Source organism: Flavobacterium xanthum (genome assembly GCF_900142695.1).
Classification (GTDB): domain Bacteria; phylum Bacteroidota; class Bacteroidia; order Flavobacteriales; family Flavobacteriaceae; genus Flavobacterium; species Flavobacterium xanthum.
The window spans coordinates 1-19,531 of record NZ_FRBU01000020.1 but is presented as its reverse complement, the minus strand read 5'-3'; the positions used below and the strand labels follow the sequence as shown (position 1 = coordinate 19,531).

Below are 19,531 nucleotides of genomic sequence, written 5' to 3'. Positions count from 1 at the left end.
GAAAATTAAATTTACAATTTATTCATATTGCTCGCTAATGTTTCAATAAATTTCCCAATGGGTCCTTTTATCATCATCGCCATCATGGGATTGAAATCGCCTTCAAAATCAAGTTTTACATCACTTGAATTTTCTGAAATATCAGTTATGTTAGCAATCAAAGTAAATGGAAGCTTATCGCTTGCTGCACCCAAAACTATTTTTGTGGGAGCAACTTTCTCCTTCATTTTTAATTTTATTTCTGGCATTCCTTTTAGTCCAAATATGAAAGCATCGTCACCGATAACTTCGAATTTGGCAATGTTTTCGGGCATTAATTTTTCAAAATTTTTCACATCACTCAACAAATCAAATAATTTTTGAGCTGATTTTTGAACTGTTACTTTTGGACTTTCTAAGTTCATTGTTTTTATAGTATTAATTTTAATTGTTAAACTTCAATAGTCCAAGTGGACGGACTCCCGTTCCATTCTCTTAAAGTCAGTTCTTCTTCCTCCGAAATATATCTTTTGGCAACAGCCAAATTCAATAAATTTTGATAGTTACTTAAGGTAAATAAATCCAGATGGGCCGTTTTAAAATTTTCTTCCGCAACAGCAAAGCCATAGGTGAATATGGCAACCATGCCCTTTACATTAGCTCCAGCGGCGCGTAGCGCTTCCACAGCTAGTAAACTGCTGTTCCCTGTACTAATCAAATCTTCCACAACGACTACATTTTGCCCTTTTTGCAAAAAACCTTCCACTTGATTTAACCTTCCATGTTTTTTTGGCTCGGGACGAACGTAAACAAAGGGCAATCCCATGCTCTCCGCTACTAACATCCCAATTCCTATTGCTCCAGTGGCCACACCGGCAATAACATCTGGTTTACCAAATTGTTTCTCAATATTTTTAGAAAATTCGTCCCGAACATAATTTCTTACGGCTGGAAATGAGAGGATTAATCGGTTATCACAATAAATAGGCGATTTCCATCCAGAAGCCCATGTAAAAGGATTTCTTGGATTCAATTTAATTGCATTTATTTGCAAAAGAAATTCGGCTGTTTTTTCGGCTGTATCTTTATTAAAAATCATAGTACAAATGTATAAAGTTTTTGTTAACGACAAACCACTTTTTTTGACAAATCACATCTCCAAGGAGACAGATTTTCAATTATTTTTATTAGAAAGTATTGACATAGAGCAACTTATAGTAAAAATCTTTCAAAATAAAATTAATAAGGCCTACTTGTATCATCCTGATGAAAGCTTGATTATGAAGACTTTAAAAGCTAAAATTCCTGTTTGCAAAGCTGGAGGCGGCTTGGTATATAACAAAAAAGGGGAGGTATTGTTCATTTTTCGAAATGGGAGATGGGATTTGCCCAAAGGTGGTATCGAAAAAGGAGAAGAAATTGAAGATACTGCGATGCGTGAAGTAGAGGAAGAAACCGGTGTCAATGGCTTGACCATCTCTCATAAACTGCAAAAAACCTATCACGTTTTTAGACGTAACGGCAAGTACAAACTAAAAATTACACATTGGTTCGAAATGCAATCTAATTTTGAAGGGACGCCTCAAGGGCAATTGGACGAAGGAATTGATAAAGTGGCTTGGATGAATCCAGAACAAATCAAGGAAGCGCTCAAAAATTCCTATGAAAACATAAAATTATTGTTTGAAGAAGAGAAGATTATATAAATGAAATGCCCCCAGAAAGTCAACACTATTTGGGGGCATTTTTTTTGAAAAAGTAATTTTATTTCAAAATACGATATACGGGATATTGTAAATGTGCCTTTTCATAGTAAGCAGAATGTTTGTAGATCCAGTCCAGTTGCGCTTCGGGATTGTTGATGAAATTCACATCACTTTGTTTTTTTAAATCAAATTCAGCTTTTAATTTTTGATTTTCTTTCAAAATCTGAGTAGCAGAATCTTCAAAAACATAATCAGAATATCCTTCTTTTTGTTGTAGCATTGTATCGAAAAAATTCCAATTGAAAAAAGAATCAATTGCTTCCGGTTCTAGTGTTTCCAATAAATATTTGATCCCCTTTTGTTGTGTAGGAATAACGTAATCTCCTTTGGCGAAAGCCACTTTCTCAGTTTTAGAAGTAACCGATGTGTTTCGGTGCAAATAATGTCCTTCATAAGCAGCATTTGTCGTTTTGAAATCAGCAATTCTATAGCTTTCGACTTCAATTATAGTATCATTTTTTAATTGGCGATAGGTGATTGTATTGTTCTTTAATAATTCAATAACTGGCCAAAATCCTTTTGGAATAATATATGCTTCCGGAATTATTATTTCTTTTGTGGATTTGAATTCTTTGCTGTACGGAATGTCTTTTTTGAATGGTTTTGTTTTGTCATAAAACAAGCGATTTCCTGATGTCACATCACTTTTTTTGTAACTGGCTTCATAGCCTAAAAAAGAAAAGGGAACCGTTTTGGTACTGTCAATTTCCCATTTTATCGTGTATGATTTTTTTGGTTGGTACTGCTCTTCATTTTTCAAACGCAGCTGTTTGATTTTTTTGTAATTAGCATCCGTAAAATCAATGGTGGAACGCATGTATTCGTACGTCACTTTTACGCGATCGGCATATTTTTTAAGCATGTGCGTTTCTACCACAAACCCAATGGTATTAAACAATGAAGTGTAGCCAGTAGCAAATCGTGGACTCTCAAAAAATTGACCAAAACCTTTGTCCGGTGTATCCTGAAAGGCATTGACATAAGGCGTACTTTCGATATCTTTTTTTTGTAAATCTTTGACTAAGGCTGGTATCATTTCGGAATTTAAAAAATCACCTAATACGGTTCCTAATTTGTTATGTTGGGTCATAATGTAGGTAAGTTTGTACTGATAATCTGCCCCATTGCTCACGTGATTGTCAATAAAAACATCAGCATTTATTTTATGGAAAATTTCAACAAAACTTTTCGTGTTTCGGGTATCTGACTTTATAAAATCCCGATTCAAATCATAGTTTCTAGCATTCCCGCGAAATCCGTAGATTTCCGGTCCATCTTGATTGGCTCTTGAGGTCGAGTTTCTATTCAAAGCGCCTCCAATATTATATATCGGAATACAGACGATAACCGTATTTTTAGGTGCTTTTATTTTACCTAAGGCCAAATCTCTAAATAATTGCATTGAAGCGTCAATTCCGTCTGGTTCGCCTGCGTGAATGCCATTGTTAAGTAAAATTACCGCTTTGTTTTTTTGGATGTTTCCAAAATTGAATTCCTTCTCAGGATTGAAAATTACCATATGCAAAGGTTCGCCACTGTCTGTCAATCCCATTTTTTGCATTTCAATAGTAGGAAAATCATCTGCCAAAAGTTTGTAATATGCAATCGTCTCTTGATAACTAGCAGACTGATTTCCATTCCCTTTTTCGAAAAATGTATCGTATCTATTTGTTTTTTGTGCAAATGAACTGATGGCGAGTAATAAAAAAAGGAATGTGAAAAATCTCATCTTTCGGTTTTTAAAGTGAATATCAAATGTAGCTTTTTTTCTAAAGCTATAGAAATGATAGGTGGAAAAGGAAGCGCTCAATTTAAAAAAATGATAATTTAAAATTTAAAATTACCTTTGCACAAATAATAAAAATGAATAAGAAACACCATTCCAACAATATACTTTTGAATTTAGGTATCGAAAGCCTGAATGAAATGCAAGAAGTTGCACAAGATGCAATTTTGAATGATAGTAATATTTTATTGCTTTCGCCAACAGGTTCAGGGAAGACCTTGGCTTTTTTGTTGCCCATTTTAGAAATGCTACAACCAGAAATCCAATCCGTTCAATGTTTAATCTTAGTTCCATCGCGAGAATTGGGATTGCAAATTGAGCAGGTTTGGAAAAAAATGGGAACCGATTATAAAGTAAATGTGTGTTACGGCGGACATTCTATAGATACTGAAATTAAAAATTTAAGCAATCCACCCGCTGTTTTAATAGGAACTCCTGGGAGAATTGCCGATCATATTGACAGAGGAACTTACCGTGTGGATAAAATCCAAACATTAATTCTGGATGAATTTGATAAATCTTTGCAATTGGGTTTCCATGAGCAAATGTCATTTATCATAGGAAAGTTAACCAAACTGAACAAACGCGTTTTGGTTTCGGCAACTTCCGATATTGAGATTCCAAGATACACTAGAGTGGTGAACCCAACGATTTTGGACTTTATTCCAGAAAATGAGGAAGAAACGAACCTTTCGATGAAAATGGTGATTTCGAAAGAAAAAGACAAAATAGGAAGTTTGTTCAACTTGATTTGTTCATTGAAATCACAATCGGCTATTGTTTTTTGCAACCATCGTGATGCTGCAGAACGCATTAGTGACACGTTGAACGAAAAAGGAATTTATGCTACGTATTATCATGGCGGAATGGATCAGGACGAAAGAGAACGCGCTTTAATTCAATTTCGTAATGGAAGTGTGAGTTATTTAATCACAACGGATTTAGCGGCTCGTGGACTTGATATTCCGGAGATGAATCACGTAATTCATTATCATTTACCTTCCAAAGAAGATGAATTTACACACAGAAACGGACGTACAGCACGTATGTTGGCTTCAGGAACAGCCTATATTATTGCTCATGAAAGTGAGAAAAAAATGGATTATATTGACTACGGAATGGAAGCTTTGAAAGTAGAAAACTCCACATCATTACCAAAACCACCGGAATTTCAAACCATTTACATCAGTGGTGGGAAGAAAAATAAATTGAACAAAATTGACATCGTAGGTTTCTTTTCTCAAAAGGGAAAACTTGAAAAAGGCGATTTAGGATTGATTGAAGTGAAAGATTTTATCTCTTTTGCGGCCGTGAAATTCAATAAAGTAAAAGATTTATTGAACGCCATTAAAGAGGAGAAAATGAAAGGTAAGAAATTTAAAATTGAAGTTGCGAGAAAAGTAATAAAGAAAGAAGAGGAGAATTAGTGTTCAGTTTTTAGTATTCAGTGTTCAGTTTTAAAAGAGTGAACAGTGAAAAGAGTGATCAGTTTTCAGCTTTTAGTAATCAGTAAAATTAGTCTAATAAAAAAAATCGTTAACAGTAAAAATACTCTTACTGTTAACGATTTTTTTTTAGATCAATTGAAAAAAGTGCATCGCAACCGATTACTTTTTTCAACTTAAGGCACTGAAAACTGTGACTGCGACTGAAAATATAAAAAACTATATTTTCTTCACATAAGCAGTAATAATTACAATAGTTTGACCATCTACTTTTCCTTCTATGTATTCCGCATTTTCGTGATCTAAACGAATGTTACGCACTGCAGTTCCTTGTTTGGCTACCATGCTTGAACCTTTTACTTTCAGATCTTTGATTAAAACCACTGAGTCTCCTATTTCAAGAATCACTCCATTGCTATCTCTATGAATCACTTTGTTTTCCTCTTCTTCTCCTTCTCCCGTTGCTTGAGCCCACGCCAAAGTATCTTCGTCTAAATACATTTGGTCTAATAATTCCTGTGGCCATCCTGAAGCTCGCAAACGACTTAACATTCTCCAAGCAACAACTTGCACCGCTGCATTCTCATTCCACATACTGTCATTTAGACATCTCCAATGATTTAAATCTAGTGTCTCTGGGTTTTCAATTTGGTCAATACAAGTACTGCAAGCCAAGATACTTTCGTCAATTCCACCTTTTTTTGCTGGAAGGACTTCATATACTTTTAGGTTTTCGGTAGCACCACAAAGTTCACACTTAGATCCACTGCGTTTATTTAATTCTCTTTCTACACTCATATTTAAAGGCTTTTATTTTTGGTGAAAGTACGGCTTCTTGCTTCGTTTCACAAGTAATATTATTACTGTTTATTTGTCAACTCGAGCGCAGTCGAGACCTATCTTTTAGTCTCGACTGCGCAAGACTTGACAAAATCTCTTTTAAATTATTTGACGCGTACTGCTTCAGGAACTAGCATTTCATATTGTCCGTGATTTCTAATTACATCTCTCACAATACTGGAGCTGATATAAGAAGTTTTTGCAGCGGTCAATAAAAACACAGTTTCAATTTTTGACAAGCGTCTGTTGGTGTGAGCAATGGCTTTTTCAAACTCAAAATCGGCTGGATTGCGCAATCCGCGCAGTATAAAGTCGGCTTTAATATTTTTGCACAAATCGATAGTCAATCCTTCGTAGGTAATCACTGTTACTTTTGGTTGGTTTTTGAAGGTTTCTTCAATAAACCGTTTTCTTTCCTCAAGGGTAAACATGTATTTTTTTTCGGCATTGATTCCAATGGCAATTACGATTTCATCAAATAGTGGAAGGCTTCTTTTGATAATATCTTCATGTCCTAATGTGATTGGGTCAAACGATCCTGGGAATATGGCTTTTCTCATGTGTATGTTTTTTTTGTCATTACGACAAAGGAGAAATCTTTTTGTGTTGGTTATCTCCTTCTTAAAAATGACAAGTTATGATTTAGGTTAATGCCAATTCTATCGCATTAGTAAATAAATCTTCCAGTGAAATTCCAGCGGCTTTTGCTTGTTGTGGAATCAAACTTTCAGTAGTTAATCCAGGAATGGTGTTCATTTCCAACATGTGTGGTTCTCCGTTTACCAATATAAATTCGCTACGGGAAAACCCTTTCATTTTGAGAACTTCGTAAGCACGTTTGGCTATATCGCTTACTTTTTGAGTCATTTCGTCTGAGATTCTTGCTGGTGTGATTTCTTGTGATTTACCTAAATATTTGGCTTCATAATCGAAGAAATCATTGTCAGAAACGATTTCAGTAATTGGTAAAACGGTAACTTTTCCTTTATAATTGATTACTCCAACTGAAACTTCAATGCCGTCAAGAAAACTTTCGATGATGATTTCGTTGTCTTCTTTGTAGGCCATTTCTATCGCAATTGGTAATTCGGCAGCCGTTTTTACTTTTGAAATTCCGAAACTGGAACCCGCTTTATTTGGTTTTACAAAACACGGCAAGCCTACTTTAGCGACAATTTCTTCAGTATTGATAGCATCGCCTTTGTTTAAGTAATAGGAAGTGGCCGTTTTGATTCCGTACGGTTTTAAAACGGATAATAAATCGCGTTTGTTAAACGTTAAAGCCGCTTGGTAATAATCGCAAGAGGTTTGCGGGATGTGCAATAATTCGAAATAGGCCTGCATCAATCCATCTTCGCCAGGTGTTCCATGAATGGCATTGAAAACACAATCGAAAGTAATTTTTTTATCAGCAACAGTTACTGAAAAATCATTTTTATCGATGGGGAATTCGGCATCATTAGCATCAACATAAACCCATTTCTCTTTGAAAATATGGATTCGGAATCCGTTGTATTTCGTTTTGTCTAGGAATTGATATACGACGTTTCCGCTGATGAGTGAGATTTTATATTCGCTGGAATATCCGCCCATGATGATGGCAATGTTTTTCATTTAGTATCGTTTTGTTCTTAGTTGTTCAAATAAATATAAGGTGTTTTTGACACGAGATTCTAGCCCCGATAGTAGTGAAAATCCTTTTTATCAGCCTTTTCGGCGGATAAAAAGATTGTAACGAATAGCGGGAAATAGCTCCTAAAAGCATTAAACAAAATTATCATTTTTTTTGAAACGAAATAGCTTTATCTTTGCCACAAATAAAAATAAATTTATGAGTTTACGTAAGTATCTTACTAGCCGTGTCTTTCTTGTACAAGTATTGATTGCTTTTGCCATTATTGCCGCTTTAGGCTATTTGTTTATGCATTGGTTGACTTTTACCACAGATCACGGTCATGAAATTTCAGTGCCGGATTTGCGCAAGCTTACCGAAGAACAAGTGGAAACCAAACTGGATGAATTAGATTTAGATTACGTACTGTTGGACAGTGTGGATTATAGAAGTGATTTTCCTCAATTTAGTGTGGTAGAGCAAGATCCTACGCCTGGAACGAAAGTAAAAGTAGGTAGAAAAATATATATTAAGATTAATACTTCTGGATTTTCGTCTGTTCGAATTCCAGATTTAATTGAAAAAACGTATCGTGAAGCCGTGCCTACATTGAAAGCTTTAGGACTTGAAGAAGGTACCGTAACGTATGTGCCCAATCTTGGAAAAGATATGGTGTTAGAAATGCGTTTTAAAGGGAGAAACCTAAAAGTAGGTGACAGAGTCCTGAAATCATCTAAAATTGATTTGGTTTTAGGGGACGGAAAAATGAGTTACCAAGAAGAAGAAAATGCTGTCGATACGCTGGCAGCCCCAATAGAAGAAACACCAGTTGATGAACAATAATAGAGATACCATAGATTTAGAAGAGGAGTTATTTGAACATTTTAGATTTGAGGTTCCAAAAGGGCAAGCCTCTTTACGAATTGATAAATATTTAATGGGTCTTATCCAAAATGCGACTCGGAATAAAATACAAACTGCCGCAACAGAAGGTAATATTTTTGTGAATGATGCGACTGTTAAGTCAAATTACAAGGTGAAAGCGAATGATGTGGTTCGGGTTATGCTGACGCATCCTCCGTATGAAAATCATATCATTCCAGAGAATATTCCGCTAAATATAGTTTATGAAGATGAGACTTTATTATTGATAAATAAAGTGCCAGGAATGGTGGTACACCCTGGTCACGGGAATTATACTGGAACGTTAGTTCATGCATTAGCCTATCATTTTGATAACTTGCCCATGAACAGTAGCGAGCGCCCCGGCTTAGTGCATCGAATCGATAAAGATACTTCCGGATTGTTAGTGATTGCCAAAACCGAAGCTGCCATGACGCATCTGGCTAAGCAATTTGAAGCAAAAACTTCTGAAAGGGAATATGTAGCTTTGGTTTGGGGAAATGTAACAGAAGAGCACGGGACTATTGAAGGAAACTTAGCGCGTCACCTGAAAGATCGCATGCAGATGGCCGTTTTTGCCGACCCAGAAATAGGGAAACCGGCTGTCACACATTACAAAGTTCTGGAACGTTTTGGTTACGTTACTTTGATTTCGTGCCAACTAGAAACGGGGAGAACACATCAAATTCGGGCCCATTTAAAACACATAGGACACCCTCTTTTTAATGACGAGCGCTACGGCGGTCATTTGATTTTGAAAGGAACTACATTTACAAAATACAAGCAATTTATTGATAATTGTTTCAAAGTATTACCAAGGCAGGCGTTACATGCAAAGACTTTAGGCTTTGTGCATCCTACAACCGGTGAGATGATGCGTTTTGATACTGAGCTCCCACAGGATTTACAAGATTGCATTGAGAAGTGGAGAGGATATTCCAAATCTCATGGCCCGGACGAAGAAGAGTAGAATAGAAATGCCCCAAATAGTATCTAACTTTTTGGGGCATTTTCATTTTTATGTTTTTTTTGTGTTTTTCACAAATGAACTATTATGTACTCAATAATTTTTCGGCATGGAAACTTTAAAAAGCATTTTTATTTAAACAAACAATCCTTCAATACTTAAATAATGTTCACCTGTATCATAACAAAAAGTCAATATTTTAGCGTCTTTAGGGATTTCAGCTAATTTCTTTGCTACTGCCGCCAGTGATGCTCCCGAGGAAATTCCAATGAACATTCCTTCTTCTTTTGCTGCCCTTTGGGTGTAAGCAAATGCTTCCTCTTTACTCACTTGAATGGTTCCATCTAATAAATCCGTATGTAGGTTTGTAGGGATAAATCCAGCACCGATTCCTTGAATAGGATGAGGAGCGGGTGTACCTCCACTAATTACGGGCGATGCTTCCGGCTCTACGGCATAGACTTTTAAGTTAGGGAAATGTTGTTTCAAGATTTCAGCACAACCTGTGATGTGACCGCCAGTACCTACGCCAGTGATCATATAATCTAGGCCATCAGGAAATGCTTTTATGATTTCTTGAGCAGTCGTAGTCTTATGAATAGCAATATTTGCTGGGTTGTCAAACTGAAGCGGTGACCAAGCATTTGGTATTTCTGTTACCAGTTCATTTGCCTTTTCCAGTGCGCCTTTCATTCCTTTTTCACGAGGCGTTAATACAAATTCAGCACCATAGAGGCTCATGAGTCGGCGTCTTTCTATCGACATCGATTCTGGCATAACAAGTATTAACTTATAGCCTTTAACCGCTGCTACCATAGCAAGTCCAATGCCTGTATTTCCAGATGTGGCTTCAATAATGGTACTCCCTTCTTTGAGTAATCCCTTTTCTTCGGCGTCCTCTATCATAGCCAATGCGATTCTATCCTTGATGCTGGCTCCAGGATTAGCACGTTCTAGTTTGATCCAGACATTATGGTCAGTGCCAAATAAGCGATTGATTTTTACATGTGGTGTATTGCCTATTGTTTCGAGTATATTGTTGTATTTCATAGTATTTAAATAGAGAAAAAATTAATGTCTTTTATTTCTTGTTGGTTCAAAACCGTATTTTTATTTGATTGCATGACAAATGAATATGGATTCATACTTTTGGTTATGAATGTATTACCCCCTACAATGCTATGGTTTCCTATAATAGTGCTTCCTCCTAAAATGGTAGCATTGGCATATATTATAACATGATCTTCAACGGTAGGATGTCGTTTTTTTTCTTGCATGCTCTTTTCGACTTGCAACGCTCCCAAAGTAACTCCTTGATAAATACTTACATATTTTCCAATTATGGTGGTCTCGCCAATGACAATTCCAGTACCATGATCAATCATGAAAGGAACACCTATTGTGGCGCTAGGGTGAATGTCAATTCCTGTTTTACTGTGTGCGTACTCGGTAAGAATTCGAGGCAGTAAGCAAGCAGTAAGGGAAGCAATGACATTAGCAATTCGATAGACTTCTATAGCAAAAAAGCCTGGATACGAATTGATGATTTCCTGAATGCAATCCGCAGCGGGATCCGTGTCTAATATAGCTTGCGCATCTTTTTGCATGGAGGAATATAAATCAGGAAGTGCAGCATAAAACGCTTCGGCATCATCTAAAATTTGATTCGCTGTTTTGTCTTTTACAATCTCCGAAAGTATAGAAATAAAGTTGGCTTTACTCTGGTCTAACAGCAATTCGATTTGGATCGTTTCTAATGCTTTCTCAGGAAATAATATTTTGAACAAATCGTCAATCCAATTAATAATTTTAGAAGAATCAATGGCTCTGACCCAATTATTATTTTGACTTTCCTGCAGTATATTCGAAAAGCGGTTATTTTCAGTATTCATTTATTTTGGAATAAAATCTAAATTAAACGAGCAAAAATACTCGAAATACAAAGATAGAGTAGAATTGAATAGTTTCATAACGCTACTTTGTAAATTAATGTTAATATGTTAAATTCCCACAAAAAGTATGTATTGTGTTGTAAATGGTTTTGGATAAAGGTCTTATTTATGAACATAAATCCAGTCAGCATTCATGAGATAGCGCAATAATTAGCGCAATTCTAAATCTGGTATATTATTTAAAAATAAGGTAACTGCGGGATTCCATTTTTTAGTATTATTACTTAATAAAAAGTCTGCTTTTTGAACTGATGACTTTGTTGTAAAGGACGTCAAAAGAATACTGTTTGATGAAACTATAGATCTTTTTCGTTTCATTTATCTGGAGTAAAGTTGATCGTTTAATACCACGTGCCATTTTAAGTACCGGATCTGTGTTGTCTTCAATTTCGAGTACTACTATCGATTGTATTAGGTCTTTTTTGAGAATGTGTCCCACCATTCCTTGCTCTGTTATCGCTTTCAATTGATTCCATTTTTCTGCAATTCTTAAATTTTGAATGCCGTGATAGGTAAAATTTGGTTGTTTATTTAAAAAAGTCTTTTTGAGATCCGAAAGTAATGAATCGGTGCTGTTTAGTTCCAAACTTTCAGTTTCTACCTTAATAATTGAAAATTGTACCGGATTGTTTTTTTTGAAATATAATATACTGTTCACACTTCGATTGCTACTTTCGATTGCAGTATGCTGTTTTTGGATAGTGAATTGTGGACCAGAAATACCATAACTATGTCTAAAATGCTCCTCATTGCAATACGCGAATACAATAGAAGAGTTACTAAATGATTCTATGCTAAGCGTGACATCATCAAAAAAAGTAAGACTAACCTGAATCGATGTAATACCATTTATGAAATTAATTCCATCAATATTTCCCTTGATCAAATCGGTATTTAAGATTAGTTTAAACTCGTTGTTGTTTGAATTTAAAACTCCATTAAAAGAGGTTTGAATTTCAGTAAAAACTTCATTTAGTGTTCCAGCATTTAAATAAATATTTTTCATAAGACGTATATTTAAACCATTACCAAAAATCGACTTGTCTGTTCGACAATTTTGATTTATTCAAAGTACGGAATTAGGTAAGAATATTTTGTTATGTAATTCTGTAGAAAAGTTTCATAATTCTAAGTTAAACTGTTTTTTAATTTATTTAAGATTTTGAATAATAGTGGTTTAGCGTGGTTTGTTGTACCGCCAAGTACACAAAGTAAAGAAGTGGCAGTTCAAATGAACTCCTTAATTTAACCTATAAAAAAATCCGATTGGCGTACACCAATCGGATTTGTTATTTTCTTCTAGAACTGCAACAGTACACTTCTATAGAGTTTTTATTTACAAGTGAATTACCTCATCATACGCAGCAGCTACAGCTTCCATAACGGCTTCGCTCATCGTTGGATGTGGGTGGATTGATTTTAGGATTTCGTGACCTGTAGTTTCCAGTTTACGTGCTACAACTGCCTCAGCAATCATATCTGTAACTCCGGCTCCAATCATGTGACATCCTAACCATTCTCCGTATTTAGCATCAAAAATTACTTTTACAAAACCATCTGGAGTTCCGGCAGCTTTTGCTTTTCCTGACGCTGAGAAAGGGAATTTACCAATTTTCAATTCGTATCCTTTTTCTTTAGCTTGTTTTTCAGTCAAACCTACAGATGCAATTTCAGGAGTTGCATACGTACATCCTGGAACGTTTCCGTAGTCGATAGGCTCAACGTGAAGTCCTGCAATTTTCTCTACACAATTGATTCCTTCTGCCGAAGCTACGTGAGCTAACGCTTGTCCTGGTGTAACATCACCAATGGCGTAATAACCTGGAATGTTAGTTTGGTTGTAGGCATTTACCAAAATTTTATCTTTGTCAGTAGCGATTCCAACTTCCTCTAATCCGATGTTTTCAATGTTGGTTTTGATTCCAACAGCCGATAGCAAAATTTCTGCTTCTAAAACTTCTTCTCCTTTTGCTGTTTTTACAAATGCTTTAACTCCTGCACCAGTCGTATCAATTCTTTCTACTGATGAGCTTGTCATGATTTTGATTCCAGCTTTTTTCAAAGAGCGTTCCATTTGTTTCGAAATGTCTTCGTCTTCAACCGGAACTACATTTGGCATGAATTCTACAATCGTTACATCGGTTCCCATCGAATTGTAAAAATGTGCAAATTCAACTCCAATCGCTCCCGAACCTACAATAATCATTGATTTTGGTTGGGTAGCTAAAGTCATCGCTTTACGATAACCGATTACTTTTACACCGTCTTGTGGTAAGTTTGGTAACTCACGAGAACGTGCTCCAGTAGCAATGATGATATGGTCTGCACTGTATTCAGTGACTTTATTGTCTTTGTCAGTAACGTCAACTTTTTTTCCTGGTTTTAGTTTTCCAAAACCGTCAAGCACATCAATTTTATTTTTTTTCATCAAAAATTGAACCCCTTTGCTCATTCCGTCAGCCACTGAACGACTGCGTTGAACAACTGCTGAGAAGTCTTTGTCAAAGGAGGAAACCGTCAATCCATAATCAGCAGCGTGTTTAAGATAATCAAAAACTTGTGCTGATTTTAATAATGCTTTTGTTGGGATACATCCCCAGTTCAAGCATACACCGCCTAAGTTTTCTTTTTCAATAATTGCTACCTTAAATCCTAATTGTGATGCTCTAATAGCTGTAACATAACCACCTGGACCACTTCCTAAAACTATAATATCGTATTTCATTTTTTTGATTTTATTTGAATAGTTGTAAAAATGAATTTGTAAAAACCCATTTTATTTTAATAACTGTTGTTTATTTTGTTGGTGCTGAAATTTGCAAAAGCGCACTTCATTTTATGTATTTGTCTTTTTTAATTGACTGGGCGAATTTAAGAATTTATTCTGTTTTGAGAAAGTTTCAAACGACAAAGTTTAAATAGGGCATTTTTCTAAAATTAAAAACTGTAAGTAGCGATTTATTAAAGTTTCAACGTTCAAAAGTCAGTGTTACCACTACCCAATTTTTTAAATTTTAAACAAAGAACGAGTGGTTTTATATATTGGAATTGCATTACGAACGATTGTTAAATTGCCACCGAAAACTGCGAATCATATAAGTTTTTATAGTAGCCTTTTTCACGATTAATTAATTCTTGGTGGGTCCCTTGTTCTACGATCAGCCCTTTATCCATTACCACAATTTTGTCCGCATTGACAATAGTGGCAAGTCGGTGTGCAATTACAATTGAAGTTCTGCCTTTTGTAATGGTTTCGGTAGCGCGTTGAATCAATTCTTCGGAGTAGGTATCTATTGAAGAAGTCGCTTCGTCCAGAATCAAAATACTAGGATTACTCACATACGCTCTCAAGAAAGCAATCAACTGGCGTTGACCAGAAGAAAGCATTACACCACGTTCCTTCACATCAAAATCATAATTATCCGGTAAACTCATAATAAATTCATGAACGCCAATTTTCTTGGCTGCAGCCAAAACTTGTTCCCGACTTATTTCAAGGTTATTCAAGGTAATATTATTAAAAATAGTATCAGCAAATAGGAAAACATCTTGTAAAACAACGGCAATTTGTTTTCGTAATGAACCCAATGTATAATTCTCAATATTGTGATTGTCAATGTAAATAGAACCGCTGTTAATTTCGTAAAAACGATTCAGTAAATTAATGATTGTAGATTTTCCAGCTCCTGTAGAACCGACAATAGCAACGGTTTGACCTGCATTTACCTCAAGGTCAATTCCTTTTATTACTTCCTCATCTGGAATATAACCAAAACGAACTTTCTTGAACTTTATATCTCCTTTAAATACAGGTGCTTCAATGATTCCGGTATCCTGTATTTGATCTTCCGTATCCAAAATATCAAAAACACGATTCGCCGCAATCATTCCTAATTGCATTTCGTTGAATTTATCAGCAATTTGGCGCAAAGGATTAAACAGCATTCCAATAAACATGGTGTAAGAAAATAAATCTCCAAAAGTGGTAAAATTATCTCCGTTTAATATCTTAATTCCACCGTACAATACAATAAAACCAAGTGTTAGTGATGAAATAATATCAGCAATAGGGAAGAAGATGGAGTTGTAAAGAATGGTTTTTATCCACGCTTTTTTGTGCTTATAATTGATGTCTTTGAATTTTTCATACTCAATTTTTTCACGGTTAAAGAGCTGCACAATCTTCATTCCTGTTACCCGTTCTTGAACAAAGGAGTTCATGTTGGCAATCTGATTTCGAACTTCCTCAAAAGCTACTTGCATTTTTCTTTGAAATATTCTTGTAAAAAAAACCAAAACCGGCATCGCAACAATTACAATCCAAGTCAGTTTCCAGTTCATGTAAAACATAAAAAGCAATACCACGAGCATTTTCATCAAGTCACTAATAATCATGAAGAGTCCCTGACTGAAAATTCTTGCAATAGATTCAATATCTGATACAGAACGTGTTACGAGTTGCCCAACAGGAACGTGATCAAAATATTTCATTCGGAAACTCAAAATGTGTTGAAACAGTTTAGTCCGAATGTCTTTCACGATGTCCTGACCCAACCAGTTGGCCCAATAAACAAAGTAAAATTGAGAAAACACCTCCAGTAAGAGTACAATTCCCATCAATACCACATAAAGTAATAATCCCTGTTGGTCTTGGGTAGCGATGTATCCATCTACAGTTTGTTTCAATAAATACGGACGCAATGCCGCAAATACAGATAAGGAGATGGCAAATACAATCACGCCATTGAACCGCCATTGATAGGGTTTGGTAAATTTTAATATTCGTTTAAATAATCTAGTGTCAAATGCTTTTGCTTTCATTTTTTTTGGAGCTATTCCTGCTATTCGTTGCAATCTATTTGGTTTTTAAAGAAAAACTAAATAGGATTTTCACTTCTATCAGGGCTATTGCGTAATGTATTCGTATTCTATTTTGGTTAAATATAAACCATGTGCCGGAACCGAAAAACCTGCTTTATCTCGGTTTTTACTTTTTATAATGGCCGTAAAATCAGCCAAGGTAATTTTATGTAATCCTACGTTTACTAATGTTCCCACAATCGCACGGACCATATTTCGCAAAAAACGATTTGCCGAAACAGTAAAAATTAAGGTATTTTTTTCTTGCTTCCAATTAGCTTCAAAAATAGTGCAGTCAAATGTATTTACATCTGTATTGACTTTTGAAAAACATTGAAAATCAATATGGTTCAATAACAATTGCGCCGCTTCGTTCATCAAATCGAGATCTAACTTTTGATGGAAATACCAGCTTTGTTCTTGTGAAAAAACATCTTTAAATGTATTGATATGGTATTCATAGGTTCTTTTTGAAGCGTCAAAACGTGCATGCGCTTCATCATGAACTGGGATAATGGTATAAATTACAATGTCTTTAGGCAAGTAAGAGTTTAGTTTATGAACTAAACTCACAAGATCAAATGGTTTTTCAAAATCAAAGTGAGCATACATTTCTTTAGCATGTACACCAGTATCCGTTCTTCCAGCTCCCATTAGATTTAAAGTGGTATTTAATACTACCGAAAATGCTTTGTTCATCGTTTCTTGAACTGAAGCGGCGTTAGGTTGGTATTGCCATCCGTGGTATTGGGTTCCGTTATAAGCTAATTTGACGAAATATCTCAAGTGATTTTTTTTGAAGCTACAAAGATACTTATTAATTTTTTTGCTAGAAAGGGGTCAAGTGTCAAAGTTTGTTAAGTTTCTGTTTGATTTTTTATTTGGATTACGAATGTTTATTTTTACCACAAAATACTAGTCCAGATAGTAGTGAAAATCCTTGTTCTTTATTTTTTAATAGACAACAAGATTTTACCGGATAGCAGGACACGAGCAAAGCGAACTGGCGATACAAATATCCCTTAAAAAAACAATTTTGAAAAAAATACTTCTACTTTCCGATACCCACAGTCATATTGACGATACCATTTTAAAATACGTTGCACAGGCTGATGAAGTTTGGCATGCGGGTGATATAGGCGATTTAGCCGTAACGGATAGCATCAAAAAGCTAAAACCGTTGCGCTGTGTCTATGGGAATATAGACGATGCAACAGCTCGAATGGAGTTTCCTCTGCACAATCGCTTTAAGTGTGAAGGGGTAGAGGTTTGGATTACGCACATTGGTGGGTATCCTGGGAAATATAATCCGAACATCAAATCAGAAATGGAATTGAATCCGCCAAAATTATTTATTTGTGGACATTCTCACATCCTCAAAGTGATGTTCGATAAAAAATTCAATCTTTTGCACATGAATCCGGGTGCAGCGGGAAAAAGTGGTTTTCACCAAGTACGAACTATGCTGCGCTTTGTGATTGAGGGCGACAAAATCAAAGATTTGGAAATTATTGAGATTGAAAAACGGGTTTGATTATTTTTTTCTGATAAGTTATAGGAACATTTATAGTAATAGATGTGCCTAAATTAGGCTTTGAATTTATTTCCACCGTTCCTCTAAGATAATTAAGTCGCGCTTTAATTTGATTGAGTCCAAAACCTTCCAAAATATGGAATTTGGTAGAATCAAATCCTTTTCCGTTGTCTATAATAGTAATCTGAAGCGATTCATTATTTTCCTGTATGCTTAATTTAGCTTGTCCTGCTTCACTGTGTTTTATAGTATTGTTAAGTAATTCCATAATGATGAAATAAATTTTTATTTCAAAATCTTCATCGTAACGCGTTTTTCTATTTAAGGAACTGGAATATTCAAAGTGAAGAATAGAACTTGAATTTTTTTCGCATAAGTCATCTAAGGCGTCAAATAAGCCAAATCGGGCTAAAAGCGAAGGCATTAATTCATGAGATAAATCTCGAACTTGGTCATGGGCTTCTTCTAAAATGGCTTTCGTTTTAATGATTTCTTTCGAGGTAGACTGATTTTGAGAGATGCAAGCATGAAGATGCATTCCTGCTGATGAAAGTAGAGCACTAATATTATCGTGTAAAAATGAAGCGATTTTTTTTCGTTCTAATTCTTGGCCGTTGATGGAGGCATTGATTAAGTTCTCTTGAACTTTGCTTCTTAAGTCTTTTAGTTTGTTTTTATGTCTTAATTGTGCATTTTGAGAATAGAAATAAAAGAGAAAGAAGAGCAACAGCAGAATAGCGATTAATACAATAACAATCTTTTTGTTTTTGGATTGTTCTTGTAACAACGCAGATTCTTTTGTTTTAAACTCGTTTTCTATTTTATCAATTTCTCGTTTGTATTCATCAATTTGGAGATTAATACCAGCGACATTAGCTTTGTTGATTTTTTCTTCGTTGTTTAATTCATCTGTAATTTTATTGAAAAGGGCCAGGTTTTTATAAGCGTTCTCATAATCACCGTTTTTTAATAAAAACTTAGAAAATTCATAATGGGAATAAGATAAGTCCGATTTTTCGTTGCCTGCATTTCCTAGTTTGATTGCAGTTTTAAAATAAAAATCGGCTGCTTTCACATCATTTTTGTAATTGTAGTACATTCCATTCAGCATGTTTAGTGCGACAATAGTGGAAATGTCACCGTAACGCTTGTGGTGTTTGTTAATGTATTTTAAATAAGGAAGACCTTCTTCGTAGCGATTAATGTCAAAATAAGCCCAAGTCAAATTAAGTTTTGTGAAAACTATTTGGGCAGAATCCTTAATTTTAGTGCTGTACTGTAACGATTTTTTATAGTAAAATATTCCTTTTTCGTACTGCTTTTTATCAAAACAATAAATATTACCTAAATTGTTGTTCAACCAGTTTTTTAGAACGTCATTATTGGTTTTGTTAGCATAAATTAACCCTTTGTTGTAATAGTAAAAAGCTTTGTCTGTTTCTGATAACTGATCAAAATTTGCTGCAATGGTATTGTACGAACCGGCAATAAGGTTGTTGTCTTTCAAACGGATAGCCATATTTAAAGCAACTCTTGATTTTATCAATGATTTCTCATAGTTGCCCTTTTTTAATAGTTCATTGGCTTCTTTAGCGATGGAAATCGCATCGTTTTTTGAAGGGAGTTTTGTCTGTGCTAAAATACTAAAAGAAGAACTATTCGATACGAAAAGCAATAAAATAAGAATGTGTTTCAGCAGCATAAAGTTCTCTATTTTAATCTTTTGGTTTCAATTGGTTTTGATTGTGGCTAGTTCCTTCATTTAAAAATATTTTTTTGATCTTTTATAATTCTTGAATTCAATTAATAAATGCGAAAGTTAGGAATCTCAAAGAAAGATGAAATATTTTTTCAGAACAAAGAAAAGAAAATTAATTCTTTTCCCTG

General features: G+C 35.0%; 18 protein-coding genes. 5 read left to right on the top strand and 13 right to left on the bottom strand.

Annotated features, from left to right (window positions below):
* Positions 1 to 11 precede the first annotated feature (11 nt).
* Together BUC11_RS09755 and pyrE are read right to left on the bottom strand one after the other, a co-directional pair.
* Complete coding sequence (locus BUC11_RS09755) at positions 12 to 404, bottom strand: SRPBCC family protein (RefSeq protein ID WP_073353685.1); 393 nt, start codon at positions 402 to 404, stop codon at positions 12 to 14.
* A gap of 26 nt (positions 405 to 430) precedes the next feature.
* Positions 431 to 1,078: an orotate phosphoribosyltransferase gene (gene pyrE, locus BUC11_RS09750; protein ID WP_066078342.1), complete on the bottom strand. Its 648-nt coding sequence runs from the start codon at positions 1,076 to 1,078 to the stop codon at positions 431 to 433.
* A gap of 7 nt (positions 1,079 to 1,085) precedes the next feature.
* Here pyrE and BUC11_RS09745 point away from each other — a divergent pair, with 7 nt between their 5' ends.
* Complete coding sequence (locus tag BUC11_RS09745; protein ID WP_073353684.1) at positions 1,086 to 1,685, top strand: NUDIX hydrolase; 600 nt, start codon at positions 1,086 to 1,088, stop codon at positions 1,683 to 1,685.
* 58 nt (positions 1,686 to 1,743) lie between these two features.
* Here BUC11_RS09745 and BUC11_RS09740 read toward each other — a convergent pair whose 3' ends face one another.
* Positions 1,744 to 3,474, bottom strand: coding sequence for a M14 family metallopeptidase (locus BUC11_RS09740; RefSeq protein ID WP_073353681.1), 1,731 nt, complete (start codon positions 3,472 to 3,474; stop codon positions 1,744 to 1,746).
* Between the two features lie 134 nt (positions 3,475 to 3,608).
* On the opposite strand from BUC11_RS09740, the gene BUC11_RS09735 reads away from it, so the two are divergent.
* Positions 3,609 to 4,958 (top strand): DEAD/DEAH box helicase, encoded by a 1,350-nt coding sequence (locus BUC11_RS09735; RefSeq protein WP_073353680.1) that lies wholly within the window; start codon positions 3,609 to 3,611, stop codon positions 4,956 to 4,958.
* 237 nt (positions 4,959 to 5,195) lie between these two features.
* Here the strand turns inward: BUC11_RS09735 and BUC11_RS09730 are convergent, their stop codons facing one another.
* The 3 genes from BUC11_RS09730 to BUC11_RS09720 all read right to left on the bottom strand — a co-directional run bounded on the left by BUC11_RS09730 (position 5,196) and on the right by BUC11_RS09720 (position 7,430).
* Positions 5,196 to 5,774, bottom strand: coding sequence for a PhnA domain-containing protein (locus BUC11_RS09730; protein WP_073353678.1), 579 nt, complete (start codon positions 5,772 to 5,774; stop codon positions 5,196 to 5,198).
* Positions 5,775 to 5,920: 146 nt separating this feature from the next.
* Entirely contained in the window at positions 5,921 to 6,376 is a 456-nt protein-coding gene (gene coaD / locus BUC11_RS09725; RefSeq protein WP_073353677.1) for a pantetheine-phosphate adenylyltransferase, read from the bottom strand.
* A gap of 82 nt (positions 6,377 to 6,458) precedes the next feature.
* Positions 6,459 to 7,430: a D-alanine--D-alanine ligase gene (locus tag BUC11_RS09720; protein WP_073353675.1), complete on the bottom strand. Its 972-nt coding sequence runs from the start codon at positions 7,428 to 7,430 to the stop codon at positions 6,459 to 6,461.
* A gap of 217 nt (positions 7,431 to 7,647) precedes the next feature.
* On the opposite strand from BUC11_RS09720, the gene BUC11_RS09715 reads away from it, so the two are divergent.
* Together BUC11_RS09715 and BUC11_RS09710 are read left to right on the top strand one after the other, a co-directional pair.
* The gene (locus tag BUC11_RS09715) at positions 7,648 to 8,271 is read left to right on the top strand and encodes a PASTA domain-containing protein (RefSeq protein ID WP_073353674.1); all 624 of its coding nucleotides are present in this window, start codon (positions 7,648 to 7,650) and stop codon (positions 8,269 to 8,271) included.
* Positions 8,261 to 9,301 (top strand): RluA family pseudouridine synthase, encoded by a 1,041-nt coding sequence (locus tag BUC11_RS09710; protein WP_073353673.1) that lies wholly within the window; start codon positions 8,261 to 8,263, stop codon positions 9,299 to 9,301. Before BUC11_RS09715 ends, BUC11_RS09710 begins: the two co-directional genes overlap by 11 nt.
* Before the next feature lie 132 nt (positions 9,302 to 9,433).
* Here the strand turns inward: BUC11_RS09710 and cysK are convergent, their stop codons facing one another.
* The 6 genes from cysK to truA all read right to left on the bottom strand — a co-directional run bounded on the left by cysK (position 9,434) and on the right by truA (position 16,896).
* Positions 9,434 to 10,348: a cysteine synthase A gene (cysK, locus tag BUC11_RS09705; protein WP_073353671.1), complete on the bottom strand. Its 915-nt coding sequence runs from the start codon at positions 10,346 to 10,348 to the stop codon at positions 9,434 to 9,436.
* Between the two features lie 5 nt (positions 10,349 to 10,353).
* On the bottom strand, positions 10,354 to 11,190 hold the full coding sequence (locus BUC11_RS09700) for a serine O-acetyltransferase (protein WP_073353669.1): 837 nt from the start codon (positions 11,188 to 11,190) through the stop codon (positions 10,354 to 10,356).
* Positions 11,191 to 11,470: 280 nt separating this feature from the next.
* On the bottom strand, positions 11,471 to 12,256 hold the full coding sequence (locus BUC11_RS09695; RefSeq protein WP_073353668.1) for a hypothetical protein: 786 nt from the start codon (positions 12,254 to 12,256) through the stop codon (positions 11,471 to 11,473).
* A 330-nt stretch (positions 12,257 to 12,586) separates the two neighbouring features.
* A complete protein-coding gene (gene lpdA / locus BUC11_RS09690; protein ID WP_073353666.1) occupies positions 12,587 to 13,975 on the bottom strand; it encodes a dihydrolipoyl dehydrogenase in 1,389 nt (462 codons plus the stop codon).
* Between the two features lie 341 nt (positions 13,976 to 14,316).
* Positions 14,317 to 16,071, bottom strand: coding sequence for an ABC transporter ATP-binding protein (locus tag BUC11_RS09685; protein ID WP_073353759.1), 1,755 nt, complete (start codon positions 16,069 to 16,071; stop codon positions 14,317 to 14,319).
* Positions 16,072 to 16,155: 84 nt separating this feature from the next.
* Positions 16,156 to 16,896: a tRNA pseudouridine(38-40) synthase TruA gene (gene truA / locus BUC11_RS09680; protein WP_073353665.1), complete on the bottom strand. Its 741-nt coding sequence runs from the start codon at positions 16,894 to 16,896 to the stop codon at positions 16,156 to 16,158.
* 250 nt (positions 16,897 to 17,146) lie between these two features.
* Between truA and BUC11_RS09675 the strand changes: the two genes are divergently transcribed.
* Positions 17,147 to 17,644, top strand: coding sequence for a metallophosphoesterase family protein (locus tag BUC11_RS09675; RefSeq protein WP_073353663.1), 498 nt, complete (start codon positions 17,147 to 17,149; stop codon positions 17,642 to 17,644).
* Here the strand turns inward: BUC11_RS09675 and BUC11_RS09670 are convergent.
* Positions 17,619 to 19,346 (bottom strand): tetratricopeptide repeat-containing sensor histidine kinase, encoded by a 1,728-nt coding sequence (locus tag BUC11_RS09670; RefSeq protein ID WP_073353662.1) that lies wholly within the window; start codon positions 19,344 to 19,346, stop codon positions 17,619 to 17,621. The genes BUC11_RS09675 and BUC11_RS09670 overlap by 26 nt on opposite strands.
* Between the last annotated feature and the right edge of the window lie 185 nt (positions 19,347 to 19,531).

Excerpts from the sequence above, each read along its gene's own strand:
- BUC11_RS09755 (WP_073353685.1), bottom strand. The coding sequence starts at position 404 with ATGAACTTAGAAAGTCCAAAAGTAACAGTTCAAAAATCAGCTCAAAAA.
- pyrE (WP_066078342.1), bottom strand. The coding sequence starts at position 1,078 with ATGATTTTTAATAAAGATACAGCCGAAAAAACAGCCGAATTTCTTTTG.
- BUC11_RS09745 (WP_073353684.1), top strand. The coding sequence starts at position 1,086 with ATGTATAAAGTTTTTGTTAACGACAAACCACTTTTTTTGACAAATCAC.
- BUC11_RS09740 (WP_073353681.1), bottom strand. The coding sequence starts at position 3,474 with ATGAGATTTTTCACATTCCTTTTTTTATTACTCGCCATCAGTTCATTT.
- BUC11_RS09735 (WP_073353680.1), top strand. The coding sequence starts at position 3,609 with ATGAATAAGAAACACCATTCCAACAATATACTTTTGAATTTAGGTATC.
- BUC11_RS09730 (WP_073353678.1), bottom strand. The coding sequence starts at position 5,774 with ATGAGTGTAGAAAGAGAATTAAATAAACGCAGTGGATCTAAGTGTGAA.
- coaD (WP_073353677.1), bottom strand. The coding sequence starts at position 6,376 with ATGAGAAAAGCCATATTCCCAGGATCGTTTGACCCAATCACATTAGGA.
- BUC11_RS09720 (WP_073353675.1), bottom strand. The coding sequence starts at position 7,430 with ATGAAAAACATTGCCATCATCATGGGCGGATATTCCAGCGAATATAAA.
- BUC11_RS09715 (WP_073353674.1), top strand. The coding sequence starts at position 7,648 with ATGAGTTTACGTAAGTATCTTACTAGCCGTGTCTTTCTTGTACAAGTA.
- BUC11_RS09710 (WP_073353673.1), top strand. The coding sequence starts at position 8,261 with ATGAACAATAATAGAGATACCATAGATTTAGAAGAGGAGTTATTTGAA.
- cysK (WP_073353671.1), bottom strand. The coding sequence starts at position 10,348 with ATGAAATACAACAATATACTCGAAACAATAGGCAATACACCACATGTA.
- BUC11_RS09700 (WP_073353669.1), bottom strand. The coding sequence starts at position 11,190 with ATGAATACTGAAAATAACCGCTTTTCGAATATACTGCAGGAAAGTCAA.
- BUC11_RS09695 (WP_073353668.1), bottom strand. The coding sequence starts at position 12,256 with ATGAAAAATATTTATTTAAATGCTGGAACACTAAATGAAGTTTTTACT.
- lpdA (WP_073353666.1), bottom strand. The coding sequence starts at position 13,975 with ATGAAATACGATATTATAGTTTTAGGAAGTGGTCCAGGTGGTTATGTT.
- BUC11_RS09685 (WP_073353759.1), bottom strand. The coding sequence starts at position 16,071 with ATGAAAGCAAAAGCATTTGACACTAGATTATTTAAACGAATATTAAAA.
- BUC11_RS09670 (WP_073353662.1), bottom strand. The coding sequence starts at position 19,346 with ATGCTGCTGAAACACATTCTTATTTTATTGCTTTTCGTATCGAATAGT.